Origin of the sequence: Bacteroides sp. 3_1_23, from assembly GCF_000162555.1 — a bacterium.
Lineage (GTDB): Bacteria > Bacteroidota > Bacteroidia > Bacteroidales > Bacteroidaceae > Bacteroides > Bacteroides ovatus.
Genome location: NZ_GG774950.1, coordinates 108499 through 124069 on the forward strand (window position 1 = coordinate 108499; position 15571 = coordinate 124069).

General features: G+C 43.9%; 6 protein-coding genes. All 6 read right to left on the reverse strand.

Going from position 1 to position 15571, the window contains the following annotated elements:
* Window positions 1-3 precede the first annotated feature (3 nt).
* The 6 genes from HMPREF9010_RS12110 to HMPREF9010_RS12085 are packed head-to-tail and all read right to left on the reverse strand — an operon-like array spanning window position 4 to window position 15566.
* Window positions 4-3036 carry a SusC/RagA family TonB-linked outer membrane protein gene (locus tag HMPREF9010_RS12110; RefSeq protein ID WP_008649017.1) on the reverse strand — a complete coding sequence of 1011 codons (3033 nt, stop codon included), beginning with the start codon at window positions 3034-3036 and terminating at the stop codon, window positions 4-6.
* A gap of 12 nt (window positions 3037-3048) precedes the next feature.
* Complete coding sequence (locus HMPREF9010_RS12105) at window positions 3049-4887, reverse strand: RagB/SusD family nutrient uptake outer membrane protein (RefSeq protein WP_004310363.1); 1839 nt, start codon at window positions 4885-4887, stop codon at window positions 3049-3051.
* Window positions 4888-4906: 19 nt separating this feature from the next.
* On the reverse strand, window positions 4907-8146 hold the full coding sequence (locus HMPREF9010_RS12100; RefSeq protein WP_008641742.1) for a SusC/RagA family TonB-linked outer membrane protein: 3240 nt from the start codon (window positions 8144-8146) through the stop codon (window positions 4907-4909).
* Window positions 8147-8174: 28 nt separating this feature from the next.
* Window positions 8175-9923, reverse strand: coding sequence for a hypothetical protein (locus tag HMPREF9010_RS12095; RefSeq protein ID WP_008649019.1), 1749 nt, complete (start codon window positions 9921-9923; stop codon window positions 8175-8177).
* A 37-nt stretch (window positions 9924-9960) separates the two neighbouring features.
* Entirely contained in the window at window positions 9961-13470 is a 3510-nt protein-coding gene (locus HMPREF9010_RS12090) for an alpha-galactosidase (RefSeq protein WP_008649020.1), read from the reverse strand.
* Complete coding sequence (locus HMPREF9010_RS12085) at window positions 13467-15566, reverse strand: glycoside hydrolase family 36 protein (RefSeq protein WP_008649021.1); 2100 nt, start codon at window positions 15564-15566, stop codon at window positions 13467-13469. The genes HMPREF9010_RS12090 and HMPREF9010_RS12085 overlap by 4 nt, the downstream gene beginning before the upstream one ends.
* Window positions 15567-15571: the final 5 nt, after the last annotated feature.

The following is a 15571-nucleotide window of genomic DNA, read 5'->3' on the forward strand; positions in this document are numbered from 1 at the left end:
TCTTTAGAAATTCAGGTTAAGTCCTATGTTAAATGTTCTGTAAATGGGGTATACAGAGTAGGAATATTGTTCCGGGTCCAGATTATCGAACTTGAGAGATGAGGTGGTCAACAAATTGGCTCCGCTGATATAGAATCTCATTTTCTCCAGTTTCAGCTTACTGCTCCAACGTTTAGGAAGTGTATAACCTAATACTACATTCTTCAATCTCATATAGTTATTTTTGGAATAGAAGAATTCATTCGATTGGAGACTTGAAGAGCTTCCTGTGGTCAAAGCCGGATAGCTGATTTTTTCATTTGCCGCATAGCGATCTGCTGTCCAGGCATTACGGTGCAGGTCTGTGTACACTCCTTGGTAAGCATTATCGAAGATACCGCATCCACTGTAATAGGCTGCTGTACCTGATACACCTTGTAACTGAACATACAAGTCAAAGTTTTTGTATTCCAGTTGAATAGAACCACCATAAGAAAGTGTAGGTAGTGTCTGGGCTTTGTCCATCGGTGCCTGGTCACGCTCATCTATATTTCCGTCGTTATTTAAGTCTTTGTAAATGAAATCACCTGGGCGCGGAGAAGCACCAGAGAATCGCAGACCGCTTTTATCTATTTCCTCCTGGCTATTATAGTAGCCGTTTCCGTTGGAATAGTCAATCAGATATCCGAACTGTTGTCCTGCAGAATAGCCGGTTTTACGATATGGATAGTAATATCCGCTGGCGGTACGGTTCAACTCTTTTATGTCAGTTACTTCATTTTTATTGTATCCCATATTCCCTCTGATAGTCATTCTTAATCCACATTTCAGATTCTTGATATAAGATAGTTCAAGATCAAATCCTTTGTTGTTCATCTTACCCAGATTTTCAAATGGCAGATTTTCACTGGCGATACCTTGTGCAGAAGATACACTGTTATTTTGGATAGCCATTTGGGTCTGTTTCACGTTCCAATAATCAAATGTGATACCTAGTGAGTTGAATAAGGTAACATCTATTCCGTAATTTTGCTGGAAAGATTCTTCATAATGGATATACGGATTACCTTGCATACCTTCTACAGTATGAAAGCCATAGTAGTTGCTTAGTAAGTAACCTGCATCTTTATAACGTACATCTGTAGCATACAGGAAACGGGTGTCAGATATCTGGTCATTGCCCAGCCAGCCGGCAGATGCGCGTATTTTGAGGAAGGACAACCAATCTGTGTCTTTCAGGAAACTTTCGTTGGATACCACCCAAGCGGCAGATACTGTCGGGAAGAATTTAAAACGGTTACCCGGTTTGAACTGTTCTGTGCCATCATAGGTAAAGTCTCCCTGTATATAGTACCGTGAATCATAGCCGTATTTCACATGTCCCATTAATGACAAACGATCGTATGGGAAATCACCGTTTTTCATCATATTCTCATTGAAATAGCTGACAAATGCATCTACTTCATGTTTGCCTCCAAAAATACGATTATAGTTGATGAACCCTTGGAAGTTGATAAAGTAGCGCATATTAGCGGTCTTACTTAAACTTAGAGGAAGAGTGGTGTGAGTACCGAAAAGTCCGCTGCCATTGGCTGCATAACGTGCGTAGTCAGTAGAACCATAGATTGTTCCGTCATAGTTTGCTTCATAACCTACTATTCCTTTTACGCTCAATCCTTTAGTCAGGAATCCCAGATCCAGATTCATTCCATAAGCGACGTTCAGATTGATACCTGTTTGATGGCTATATCCGGAGCGGTTGATAAGTCCGTAAGTAGGATATTCATTGTATTCTGCAGTAATCACTTTTCCGTCTTCGGTGATAGGTCCAGGTACGGTGGGGGCCATCTGATAGATCGAATTCATGATATCTCCTGTCCCGTTGTATCCTTGATTTATCCGGTCGATAGTGACATTTGTGTTAAGGAAACAGTTTAGATAACGATGCAGAGTGACGTCCACATTAGCTAAAATGTTGAAGCGATGCAATTTGAGTGCAGGATTATAATTATCATTCTTCTCTGCATCAATCAGGCTGTTTTGGTGAAGATAACCGGCATTAACAAGGTATTTAACCCGGTTGTTACCTCCGCTGATATTTACGTTGTAACGTTGCATACTGGCTGCATCATTCATGAAAGTGTCATACCAGTCGTGTCCCGGCATAGTTCCATCTGTAAACCCGGCTATTTCATATAAAGAATAGAGTGGAGTGCCACCGTCATTGAGTAAGGCCTGGTTACGCATTTGTGCGTATTCACCGGTACTTACTATTTTAGGACGCTGGGTAGCCTGTTGTATGGAGAAGTCCATGTTCACATTTACTTTAGTACGTCCTATTTCGCCTCTTTTTGTAGTAATAAGAATTACTCCGGAAGAAGCTCGCGGACCATATAATGCTTTAGCTGCGGCATCTTTCAGAATACTGACAGATTCTACAGTGTTGGCATCGAGTGTATTCATATCGAATAATGGAGCCGGAATTCCATCGAGTACAACCAAAGGTGAATTACCGTTTATGGAATTCAGACCACGTATATACATCGTTGTTGCATCATCGGCTGGTGTGCTGGTGGATTGGATAGAAGTCAATCCTGCCAAGCGTCCGGTCAGCGTAGCTGAAAATCCGCTATTAGGTGTTTTAACTAACTCTTCTCCCTGAACGGTAGAGATTGCTCCTGTATAACCTCCTTTTCTCTCTTTCTGCAGCATGGCTACTTCGAGAGATGTATCCTGACCGGCGATGTCTGATATCAGACAAAACTCTACCGGTTTATTCAGAGTGAATTTCATTGTCTGGTTCCGATATCCCGGAATCTTACAAATGACCATACTGGCTCCCGACGGAATCTCCATGATGAATTTTCCGTCTTTATCACTGCTTGTGGTGTATTCGGGATTGTCCGGGACAGAAATGATTGCGCCGTCTAAAGGTTCGTTGCTCTCATTCCGCACCACACCGGATATAACTTCTTGCACTTGTGCCCGGCATACTTCATTGCCTGTGAACAGGCATACGATGCACAAAAGTGTGATTATTCTGTTTTTCATATACATTCTGTTTTATGATTACCATCCTGCATTTTGCCACGTCTGTCCTGTCGTGCCTTCCAATACGGCTGCTTCATTGGCAGGGATAGGATATACGTGCCATTTCTTTTCATAACTCATTTTGCTCGGTTTGCTGCCGTCTGTTCCTAGATTGATTCTTTCATAAGAGAATGAGTTTCCATTTTTGGTGATTCTCATACCTGTGGTAAACTTCTCATTTTCCATATTCTCATTGGCGGGTGTCCAACGGCGGATATCGAAATATCTGTCTTCTTCACAAGCCAGCTCTATCTGGCGTTCGTGGCGTACCAATAAACGAGCTTCGTTCTTGTCGTTTGTCGACAGATCAACCGAAGGATCAAAACCTGCGCGATGACGGATTTCATTGATCCATTCCAGGCCTTCGGTAAGGTGTCCGCTTTCAATAGCGGCTTCGGCGGCATTCAGATAAATTTTGCCTAATCGGTAAAAACGGAAACGGCCATCATATCCAGCCACTCCGGCTGCCTTACAGTTACCGTTTACCATTCTTTTTCTCCAATAATAACCGGTACGTGTATTCGTATTTCCACTTGTACGGATTTCGCTATTTCCTCCCACGTACGTTTCTACTACTGCCGGTTCCTTTCCTAACAGCACAGGACTGTTATTATAAAAAATTGTAGCCTGGAAACGAGGATCACGTCCCTTATAAGGGTTGGCTGGGTCATAACCGCTATTAGGGTTATAATTAGGTGACAGATGCTTCTCATCGTTATAAGGTTTCGATAAATCCAGTACAGGCTTTCCTGTTGCTAGCATATCATAGGCGTCTACTAATTCTTGGGAAGGAACAATAGTTAATTGAGCGTTTCCCAATACCGGAGCTCCGATAACGTCATACAAAGGATTGGTGTATGGGTCGGGCCAATAGCCTTCGGTACTTTGCCAGATTGTTTCTTTATCACTGGGATCTGTTCCGATATAGTTATTGAGCGTAAAGTACTCCATATAAGCATTGTTATAGTACTTTTCAGTATCCGCACATTTAGTATACAATTCATATCCATTGGCTTTCAACTGTTCCAGACAGTCTTTGTTGATTGTGTAAGCCCATTCCCAAAGATCTTTGCCGCCATTGTTGTAAGTGCTGGCTGCGAATAGACATGCTTCGGAACGGATAGCCATTGCGATACCTTTGGTCATTCTGATCTTCTCGTTGAGTGTTGTCAGTCGCCAAGGGAGGTTGCTGGATTGCAAAGCTATTTCGCAATCATCTACAATGAATCGGGCACAGTCTTCGAAAGTAGGACGTGATAGAGTTGAATAATCATAGTCTAAACCGTATGGCTCTTTCTCAATAGGCACAGGACCATACCATTTCAGTAACTCCATATAGAAATAAGCACGGAGTACATGAGCCTCTGCTACCCAACGGTCACGGTCGCTTTCTCTTGGTATGGCGGCGGTGGCTGCCCGTTGGAGGAATGTGTTGATAATACGGATTTGCCCCCAGTATAACTGCCAGTATCCTCCTTCTGAGTAGGTGTCACCCATATCTCTGCGAACGTCGAGATAGAAGTCGGTGGTGGTACAGTTGCCGGATGCGGCATGTGCAAAGCCGGCACCGGAACCATCCGTGCAATCCCACGCTTCATCACTAAGTGCTACGGGATAGTTGCTCCAGAAATGATATCGTAAACTCTTTTTAGGCAGATAGTCAAAGCAAGTACTGAAATAAGCTTTAGTCAGATCGGGATCTTGGAATACTTCGTCCAGTGATAATCTTCCGTCGGGAGCTACATCCAACGCTTCATTACAAGAACTGAATGTGAGCAAGGAAGCAAACATGCATATATAAATCAATCTTTTTTTCATATCGGTTTTGTTTTAGCCGTTAAAATGTAATATTTAAACCTACATTGTACGTACGCATTGTTGGATAGGCTGCCGGACTGTTTTGTTCGGGATCGAAGCTGTCAGTCTTCAGGTGAGTCCATGTATACAAGTTGTTACCACTTAAATAGAAACGTACATTGGAAGCACCGATTTTCTTGCTGATGCTTTCCGGTAATGTATATCCTACTTCTGCATTTTTCAGACGTATATATGAGGCATCCATGATAAAGAAGTCGTTGGGCTGCAAGCTCGGGCCGCCACTGCTGGACAGACGAGGATACGTAATCTTTTCGTGATTATTATAGCGTTCTTCGCTCCAACGTTCCATGTGCATCTTGTAAAAGTTGCCGCTGCTTTCATAAATACCGGCTCCTGAATAAGTCTTGCTGTATTGGCCTACTCCCTGCAACATGATAGAAACATCGAATCCTTTCCAGTTGGCAGATAAAGAGAAACCGTAGTTGATGCGAGGCAATAGGGAGGAATAGCCAATGGGAGCCTTGTCACGGTCATTGATGACACCGTCTCCGTTGAGATCTTTATAAATAAAGTCTCCGGGTTCCGGTGTTCCTACACCTTCATAAGTCAGTCCGCTCTTGGCAATACTCTCGTCGCTATAGAAGAATCCTGTGCCGTCACGCCCTTTTTCAGGATCATAGCTGTGGTCGATGATATATCCCCAGTTTTGTCCTAATGAGAAGCCGGTGGTGCGGGTGCGATAAGCATAATCCTTACCTAATAGTGGCTCGTCATATTCCAATACTTTGTTTTTGGCATAACTGAAGTTTGCATTAGCAGAAACAGATAGCCCGTTTTTGAATTGTTTCTGATATCCGAGGACCATTTCGAATCCCTGATTCTTTACTTCACCATCGTTCATCAGTGGAAGAGCGGATGAGGGAAGACCTTGAATCATAGGAGTAGTCTGCGGGATAATCAGAATATTTTTTCTTTTTTCAACAAAGTAGTCAAATGAGAAGGAAAGATCATGATACAAGGATATGTCTATACCATAATTCTGTTTTTCAGCTGTTTCCCATGTGATGCTTTTGTTTCCTATGTAGTTTTCGGCTATCTTGTAACCTTGTCCCCAACCGGAACCATTGGAAGCATATCCCAAGCTTGGGGATAACCAATGATCTCCTTTACTGTCGGTGACTACGGAATATTGACTGATATTATCCAGATAAAGGAAACGGGCTGAACCGAAGGCGTCGTTACCAACTTTTCCCCAAGAAGCTCTTAACTTCAGATTGGTCAAAACCGGATTATCCTGAAGGAAGCCCTCATTAGTAATCAGCCAACCGAAAGAGGCAGCCGGGAAGAGACCAAATCGTTTGTCCGGTGAAAATTGTTCAGAGCCGTTATAACCTACGTTGACCTCTGCAAAATAACGTCTGTCATAGTCATAAGTTGCACGTCCGGCAATACCGATGACGTTGTAAGGAAGCAGTAGGTCACCGGATGTTTCTTTGGATTCTTTGATGTCCCGTTGAGCTAGAAACATAGCAGTGACATTATGCTTTCCGGCGAAGGTCTGGTTATAGTTGATTTGTCCCTGTAAGTTCATAACCCAATAAGATTCGGAAGACTTTGTGAGTTCAATCGGGCCGTCTTCGTCCTCCAGGCTAGGATGGCGATTGATAAACAAATGCTCTCCTGAAGCTAATGTCTGATACGTATACCAGGTATAGGAACGTTTTCCGATTGTTTTCCCAAATCCTTTGGAGTCGAAAGATACCTGGCCTTTGACAGAGAGCCCTTTAGTGATAAATCCCAAATCTATTTCTACTCCTCCGATAACATTGATTCCCGATCTGGTTTCCAGTTGATAGCCCGAACGGTTGATTAGCGGATATGCACTCAATGAATTGTTGGCGGGATCTTCTACGGATAATCCGGCACCAATAGGGAAAGTACGTATAGCATCAGTAGCGTATGCACCTTCCGGGGTGAGATACATGGAAGTAGGGCGTGAGGTCAAAGCGCTGTTGAATACACTTGACATACTTGCGGAAGTTCCGTTGATCCGTTCCAGATAAGAGGAAGCGTTTAAGTTAATCTTTACCGACTTATTGACTTTGTAGTCGATATTTGAGCGGAAGTTGTAGCGGTCTAATGAAGACTGGGCATTGTATCCCAACTTGGATTTAGGTTCTACGTTGAACATACCTCCCTGATGCAGATAGCCTGCACTTACAAAGTATTGAAGTTTGTCCGAACCTCCCGAAACGTTCATGTTGGCTCTGGTCATGGGAGCATAATCTCTGAACAAGATATCTTGCCAGTTATTATTCGGATAAAAATCCGGGTCTACAGGATTACCTGTTTTCCATGAGTCGAACTTATCAATGTCCGGCCCGAGGAATTCAGCGGAATTTCCGTCGTTCACGAGTGCTTCATTGCGAAGTCTGACCCAGTCCCATGAATCCAGACGTTCGGGCTTGAAAGCGATTTCCTGCATGCTGAATTCTACATTGGCACTGATACGGGCAGTTCCTTTTTCACCTCTACGAGTGGTAATCATTATCACTCCGTTGGCACCACGTACTCCGAATACTGCTGTTGCGGAAGCATCTTTCAATACGGAGATATTAGCAATCTCGTTCGGGTCGATAGATCGCATATCGTCTACAGCTACTCCATCTACCATAATTAATGGGTTTGTTCCGTTTGTAGTGGCAGCACCACGCAGGAACATGGTGACTTCGTCACGTCCCGGTTCACCGGAGGTCTGGATAGTTGTCAATCCTGGGAGTTTTCCGGATAAAGCGGAACTTAGGTTGGGCGATGAGGATTTCATCAAATCTTTTCGATCAATGGAAGCTACGGAACCGATGACAGAAACCTTTTTCTGGGTACCGTAAGCTACCACTACAACTTCCTCCAGGTTCGCTACGTCCGGATGCATGATGATACGCATGTCTTTTTTAGCAGGAATGTCCTGCTTTTGATAACCTACATAACTGATTTCCAGTATAGCGTTGGGGGCAACCGATAAAGAGAAACGACCGTCTATGTCTGTAATAGTACCATTCGTTGCTGCTCCTTTTTCTATGACGGAAGCTCCGATCAGGCTTTCACCGGACTCGTCTACGACGACTCCAGAGGCTGTTATTTTAGACTGTTGCTGTGTCAGGGTAGCATCTCCGATATCCGATGCATTTCCTGTAACGGGAATACAGATTCCCAACCCAAGCAACAGGCACATTTTGTATAGCCAATAACTTTTTTTCATAACTATAACGTTTAAGATTGTTTTCTGTCTAATTAAATGAACTCAACATTTTATCCTTGTCGTATCCTATGTATTCATAGCGTTCTATCCGGACACCTTGATTCTTTGCGGTAATACATGGGCTTGTGCCATTCCATGGGCTATCCATCCACCATTCTTCTACTAGTAGCTTCCTTTGAGTTGAAGAGCTGTCGGTAAATGAGAACTGAACTTTTGAGGCATCTACAGCTCCACCGGAGTAACCTAGTACGGAATAAGTACCTGCCAGATTACGCAGATCAACATAAGTGAGCGGACAACCGGATGCATTTAGTGATGTGATGGATTTGCACCGGTTTATATCCAGATATGCTAATCCCGGATTGTTGCTCACATCTATAGAGGTTATCATATACTGATCGCCAGAAATGAATTTGGTTAATCCTGCATTCTTGGCACTGAAAGTCTGAATTCCTTTCTCATCTACCGGACCTGCCGTGTAGCTGGTACTGATTGCGTATTTACTAAGATCGATTTCTCCCAGATTATTTCCATCCAGAATGAGGTTTTTGTATCCGCAGAAGTATTGTAGTCCTTCCAGATTAGTGATTCCCTTATTGCTAAGATCAAGGGTCGTGTTATTCTTGAAGTATTCAGTATTCAGAGCAGCCACTGTCAGAACTTTATCTCTATCGAATACATCCGGAACCAATGCTTTGAGTGCGTTTCGCAGATTGATATCAGGAATTTCTCCGTACTTTTTCATTGTCTTCTGATATTTTCCGTAACTGTAATAATAGTTGTTGTTTCCATCGGGATAGTCGTGCATCCAGTCGTACCCTTCCACTGTCACTCCATTATTGATGGCATCTACGATAGAACCGCTATTGCTGTAGTATGAGTCCATCCACCAGGATTCCATTTTCAGGAGTCGTTCTTTACTTGCGTCATCGCTGAAAGTAAATTTGAAGTCTGTGCTGTTGTAGTTCAGACATCCGCCATAGATACTGTGGTAATTGCGTACATCCAGATATACCAGTTTACAGTTTAGAGCAGAGAACTTCTCAATGTTATAACAATAATACAGGTCGACAGATTCTAGTTTGGTACTTCCATCTATGTTGAGAGATACCAATGTCGTGTTCGGCTGTTCCGAAGTGGCTAGTTCCAGTTTGGTCAGACCAGTGTTTTGTGCAGTCAGTTCAGACAGTCTGGATAGTACTTCTGCAGGAATTTCACTGATATCATTATTGTTGCAGATCAGTTTCCGAATGTTGCTGAAATATTCGAGTCCCTCCAGAGAAGTGATATTTTTATCGCTGATATTTAGTGTGCCATCAGTGAAAGTGACATATTTAGCACTGGAAGATATCTTTTCTCCTTTAAATATATCAGGGAAAAGAGCAGACAAGGCATTACGCAGGTTTTCGTCGGGCATAACTCCAACAGTACTGTTGATGACGCCTAATGTTCGCATTTTGCTACCGCGTACCAATACAAGTCCATAAGAATCTTTGGTGGCCGTAGAGGGGTAAAGTACCGTGATATGATCGGATTGTACTTCTCTGGTTTCCATGTAGATGGGCTGTTCGGTTCCTCCTGAAAGGGGAGAAAGAGCCAGTACATCACAGTCGATAAAGCCATTTCCCTGAATGGTAATCTCTGTGCCCAGGGATTCTTCCGAAATATCCGGAAGCACTACATTGGTTACTCCTAGGTCTGTGCCTAACTTTTCGTCTTCACATCCCAAAAGGAATACCATTCCAAGCATTAATAAAATGTAGAAATGTGTTTTCATAAATACTATTTGTTTAATGAATAAATAGAGTACATAGTTATTCTTGTTTTAAGACGATCACAGAATGAGCCGGAAGTAAACATAGAATTTTATCGTTCACTTTGAGAGGCTGGGCGTCCGGAGCCAACATTTGGTCTGTGGTAGGTAAACCGTCTTTGATATAACGGTAAACCTGATAATTCCCTTTGGTTTGCGTATGTTGGTTGATGAGGCTTATTGCTTTCTCCTGGTCCATTCCATTGGCGAAAACATATACCCATTTGCCATTTGTGTTTCGAACAGCAGTTCCTGCATACCATTCTTCCGGTGTTGCTATCGGATAGATTTCAGCTCCCGGGCGTATGAAACGTGTCAACAGAGAATAGGCATAGTACTGTGGGCGTACCTCGTAATCACTTTTGATATCGTTGTAGTATGGTTCCGAAGCGTATGTTTTCTTTACATACTTCCATAAACCCAGTTGCTGCATTGCTCCGTAGTCTGCATCCTTACCATAGTATTGGTCTATCAGGCTCCAATAGCTAACACCGCTTGCTCCTGCATTGAGTAGATTGATGGCTATGCGTGTCATGAGTACTCCTCGTTCATACAAGTCGATATCTTTTTGTCTGGTGGCACCTACGCATTGATTACCTCCGAATTCACCGATGAAATGGGCTTTTCCAACTGAAGAGGCCAATTGAGAGTTTTGTTTTTCCCAATCCAGAATTGTGGAGTTCGGAGTTTCGTAGCCGAAGATATAGGTGTGGGAGTTGAATACGTCAGCAACGTTCGCCAGTCCTTTCGTGCAGGCTGCCAGATATTTATGCGTTCCTGTACCTCCGTCTGAATTGTCAGAAAGGCTGAAATGTACTTTATTTCTTATTCCATCCTCTTTGAAACGTCTGTCGAGTACTTTACACATTTCAATATAGTCGGCGGTGGGAGCAGCTTTACCTTTGATGATATATGACCAATCTGGTTCGTTGATCGGAGTAATCTCTTTGACGCACGTGTATTTTTTGTTGTTGAGCAGGTGTTGTACAAGTGCGGAAAAGTTCTCGCTCCATTCTTCATAGTTAGTCGGGGCTACTACCCAGTTACCATAATTCCCTTCGGCCAGGAAATGTCCCGGAGGGGCTCCCCAAAGTACAAGGGTGACTTCCATTTTCTGTTCTTGTGCCATATCCAATACTTTGTAGAGTGATTGCATTTCTACAGAGTTGAAAGTGAAATTATGCCAGTCGATTTTGGATGCATCCGGATTGTCATTCTTTGGCTCATACCATTGTGGCATCACCATCACCCGTAAGCTTTGCAGTCCCATTTCTTTGACACGTTTCACAACGATGCGATCCCAGTCTTCAGCTTTAGCTCCATCATTGCGGGTCACATTTTGTGAGAGAAAGTGGGGATCTAGTTCTGCACCTATAGCACGGAGCTTTACACCGGTTTTCTTTCCTACAGAAAGTTTCTGTATGGCAGTTGTTGAACTTTGGTATTTGATTATCAGACTACTTTGCGGGTTATCCAGTGTCAGCGTGAAGCCGTTAGCCAGTTCTTTACCGGTTTTCTTTATAGCTTCTCCTGTATCTTTATTGGTGAGTATATAAGTGTGGTCAGGGTGTAGCCCTGATAAATTGACAGTATAGCTCTTGTCCGGATTGTCTTTGCGGCGGAAAGCTACGATGTATCCGCTGTCATCCGACGGACGATAAAGTTGGTATGCTAGCCAGATATTTTCCGAAGTAATGTTGTTTATTCCACTCAACGGATAGTAATCTTCATAGAAATAGGGGCGGAGTTCTTTGAACTCTGCCTGGCGGTCGCGCATATCATAGATGGATTGTCCAGCTTCGGTTATTTTCCAGTTGTAGATAATAGAGGTTCCGAGGCTGGAACGGAAAGTGAATTTATCGGCACTCACAGTTCCTGTACCATGCAGGGGAAGGTATAAGTTCAATCCGTAAGTATGGCATTGATAGCCGATTGGTTCTCCATAACTGTAATCTGTTCTCCACATCGGTGCACTGCGTGAGATACTTTCGAGGTCAATACGGCGTCCGCCACTGGCACAATTATCAACCAGCAAGCCCGGAAAGCGGTTCAGCAGATATTCCCAGAAAGAATAAAGTCCTTCAATGTATCGGATTTCGCAGATACCTTGTCTGCCAGGTTCATCATTGGCAGCCCAGAAACCTTCCGGCTCTATATTGAAATCCTGGCGGTAGTAGTCTATGCCATTTTCTTCGAGGAAGTCTCCGATATATTTACTCATCCATCGACATGCCTCCGGATTTCCGAGATTGAATAGATAAGAGTCGTGCTCACCATCTTTTGTCCAGTCTTCCTGTTTGGCTTTTCCTCTGGCATCCAACATCCATTGAGGGTGTTGCAGTGCCCAAGCTGAGCCTTTCATAACACGCTCCGGTTCAAACCATACCATGAACTTGGAACCAACTCTATGCACTTCGTCGGCGATGGGGCGTAATCCTTCGGGGAAACGAATAGAGTCGACGGTCCAGTTTCCTACGGTGTTCGCCCAATTCTTATGATTGGCTACATCTGCAGAGTGATTGTACCATCCGGCATCCAGCCAGAATACTTCGGGTACTAATTTGAATTGTTCATACCGTTTCACCATAGCAATGGCATAATCTGTAGTCAGGCAGGTATATTCATTACAGGGAGTAGGATCACCGTAGTTGAAACTGGTCGATATTGGATATACGGTCGGTTTACCACCTACTTTCCAAGTGTGGTGGGCTTGCACGAAACGGCGGAACTGGTTGTGTCCTTTCATCCGGTCGGAACCGTTCCAGAATGACAGGCATACACTGGAAGTGCGGATGCTCTCTTCCGGATACAGATAGGTTTTCAAACGTTCAATTCCGGAGGTAAGCGCTACGCTTTGCTGGTCTGCACAGCGCACATCGGCAAACCAGGTTCCTGTCCATCCGATGGCTACGATAACTCCTTGATTAGCCGGAGATTCAATATTGAAGAATGGCATACGCATTTGTGAAGAGCGTCCACCTTCCGGTCTCATATAAAGATTATCACCCGGAGACAAGATTGTAAGTTGCTGGCTGAAATCTGATTTGGATGCATGGCTGCCTTCGGAATGATGAAGGTTGAATGCTCCCGGATGCTGGTAGCGGAATGTGATATCAGACACTTTTATGTTGGCAATCTCCGGCGTATTTTTCTTTCCCTGGTTGGTGAAACGGAGTACCCATTCCACCGTATTGAAGTCGGTAAAGCCTTTCACTTCACATTCGACTTTTAATCCTCCGGATGGTTCACGATAAGTATAAAGGTATTTCAGAACCTTGGGATCGTTACTTTTCTGACGCGTAGCCGTATAAGACCAGCTTTTGATAAATTCCTGTGAAGGTTTACCTCCATATTCGAAAGAGAAAGGAGGGACCACACCGCGGGCAAAGTGGGTGGTTATCCATTGGCTGGTGTTTACCGGGCGGTCGCTCATGCGGGCTACCGTCTGTCCTGTTCCATTATGAGGGAACAGAAGCAGAATGAATAGATAATATAGTATTCTTTTTTTCATTCTTTATTCGGTTTTTCGTTGGTAACTTTATATTTTAGTAATAAGGAACTATGTGGCTTTTCGAGGATCAGTGGCAACTGACTGGTCAGTTCTTTTCCCTGATAGATTTTGCTCTGTCGGCTATCCATGTCTGTCACTGTATAGTATTTTTCCGGATCCACTCCTGAAAGTCTGACGGTGATTTTTTTGTCTTTGGAGGCGGTTCTGCGGAAAGCAACGATAATACCACTGTCGTCCGACGGACGATGCATTTGATAGGCTAGCCAGATATTATCCCGCGTCATGTCTTCTGTACCCGTCAGTGGGTAATAATCTTCGTAATAGTAAGGTCTGATTTCGTGGAATTCTTTCAGACAACGTTGCATTTCGTAAACGGAGGCATTTTTATCGGTTATTTTCCAGTTATAAATCAAAGCGGTGCTGACGCTTGAGCGGAAAGAATACGGATCGGTCTGTAAACTACCCGTTCCATGTAAAGGCAGGAAGAAATTCAGGCCATACGTGTGACATTGGTAGCCGTCCGGATCGTCGTAATGATAATAATCACTCCTCCATAGTGGTGCGCTTCGGCCGATTGTTTCCCAGTCAATACGTCGTCCCCCACTGGCACAGTTGTCTATGAGCAGGTTCGGGAATCGGCTCAGCAGATAATCCCAGAAGTAGTATAGTCCTTCGATGTGTCGTATCTCTTTCATTCCTGCACGTCCGGGCTCATCGTTGGCTGTCCAGTAGATATCCGGCTGCATATTGAAATCCTGACGATAATAGTCTATGCCGTTTTCTTCGAGCATATCGCCTATATATTTACTCATCCAGCGGCAGGCTTCCGGATTTCCCAGATCGAACAGTAGGTAGGTGTCATTGTTGTGTTCGGGAATGTCGAGCATCCAGTCGGGGTGTTCTACTGCCCATTGGGTACCACGGATGACACGCTCGGGTTCGAACCAGACCATGAATTTAGCTCCTACTTTGTGTATTTCGTCGGCTACAGGACGAAGTCCTTTGGGGAAGCGCAATGTATCTACAGTCCAGTTACCGGCTGTGTTGGCCCAGGTCTTGCCATGTTCGAAGTCTGCAGCATCGGTGTTCCATCCGGCATCCAGCCAGAATACTTCGGGCTTCAATCCGAACTGTATGTAACGTTTCACCATGGCAATGGCATAATCGGCTGTCAGGCATGAGTATTCCGTACAAGGTGCGGGGTCCCGATAGTTGAATCCGCTGGAAAGAGGATATTCGGCAAATTTTCCGTTGATTTTCCGTGACTTGTGTGCCAGGACAAAACGGCGGAATTTATTGTGTCCTGCCATCCGGTCGATATTTTCCCAAAACATCAGACTGATACTTGGGGTACGAATTGTTTCCTGTGGACGTAAGTATAATTTCATGGTTTTCATTCCCGAAGCCATGGATATTGTACGATTATCTTGTGCGCATACATCTGCATACCAGGTGCCCGACCAGCCTACTCCTAATATGACTCCCTGTCCGGCAGGTGATTCAATGTTGAAGAAAGGAAGATAGTCCCCTTCTGAAGAGCGTCCTCCTTGTGGAGACATCTGTTTGGTTTCACCCGTTGCCAGAGTAACCGAACGTGGATGGAAATCATATTTGGAGATATGGTTTCCGTCTGCATAGTGTAACTTGAATTCTCCTTTAGAAGCGTATTGCATGGCAAGGTCCACTACTTTCACTTGTTCCAGAGTGGGAGAGTTGCTCGTACCTTTGTTGGTGAAGTTCAATACCCATTCGGCAGCCTGATAACTGGGATAGCCTTTTACGGTACATTCTACTTTCAGTCCGTTGGTAGGATTGTAGTAGGTAAAGAGATACTTTATCACATCCGCTTCTTCGGATTCTATCTTTTGCTGGGAATAGTCCCATTGGCGGATAAATTCTGCGGAAGGTTTCCCGTCACATATAAACGAGAACGGAGGTGTTTTTCCTTTAGCGAATTGTTTCTGAATCCATTTTTCGATTTCAGGAATGTGTTTGGAGATTTTAGCCGTCGTCTGACCCACGGCTATGATGCTCCACACACTCATAATCAGTAATGAGAACAGGAATTTCGATTCGATTTTCTTGAAATGTTTCATTAGAA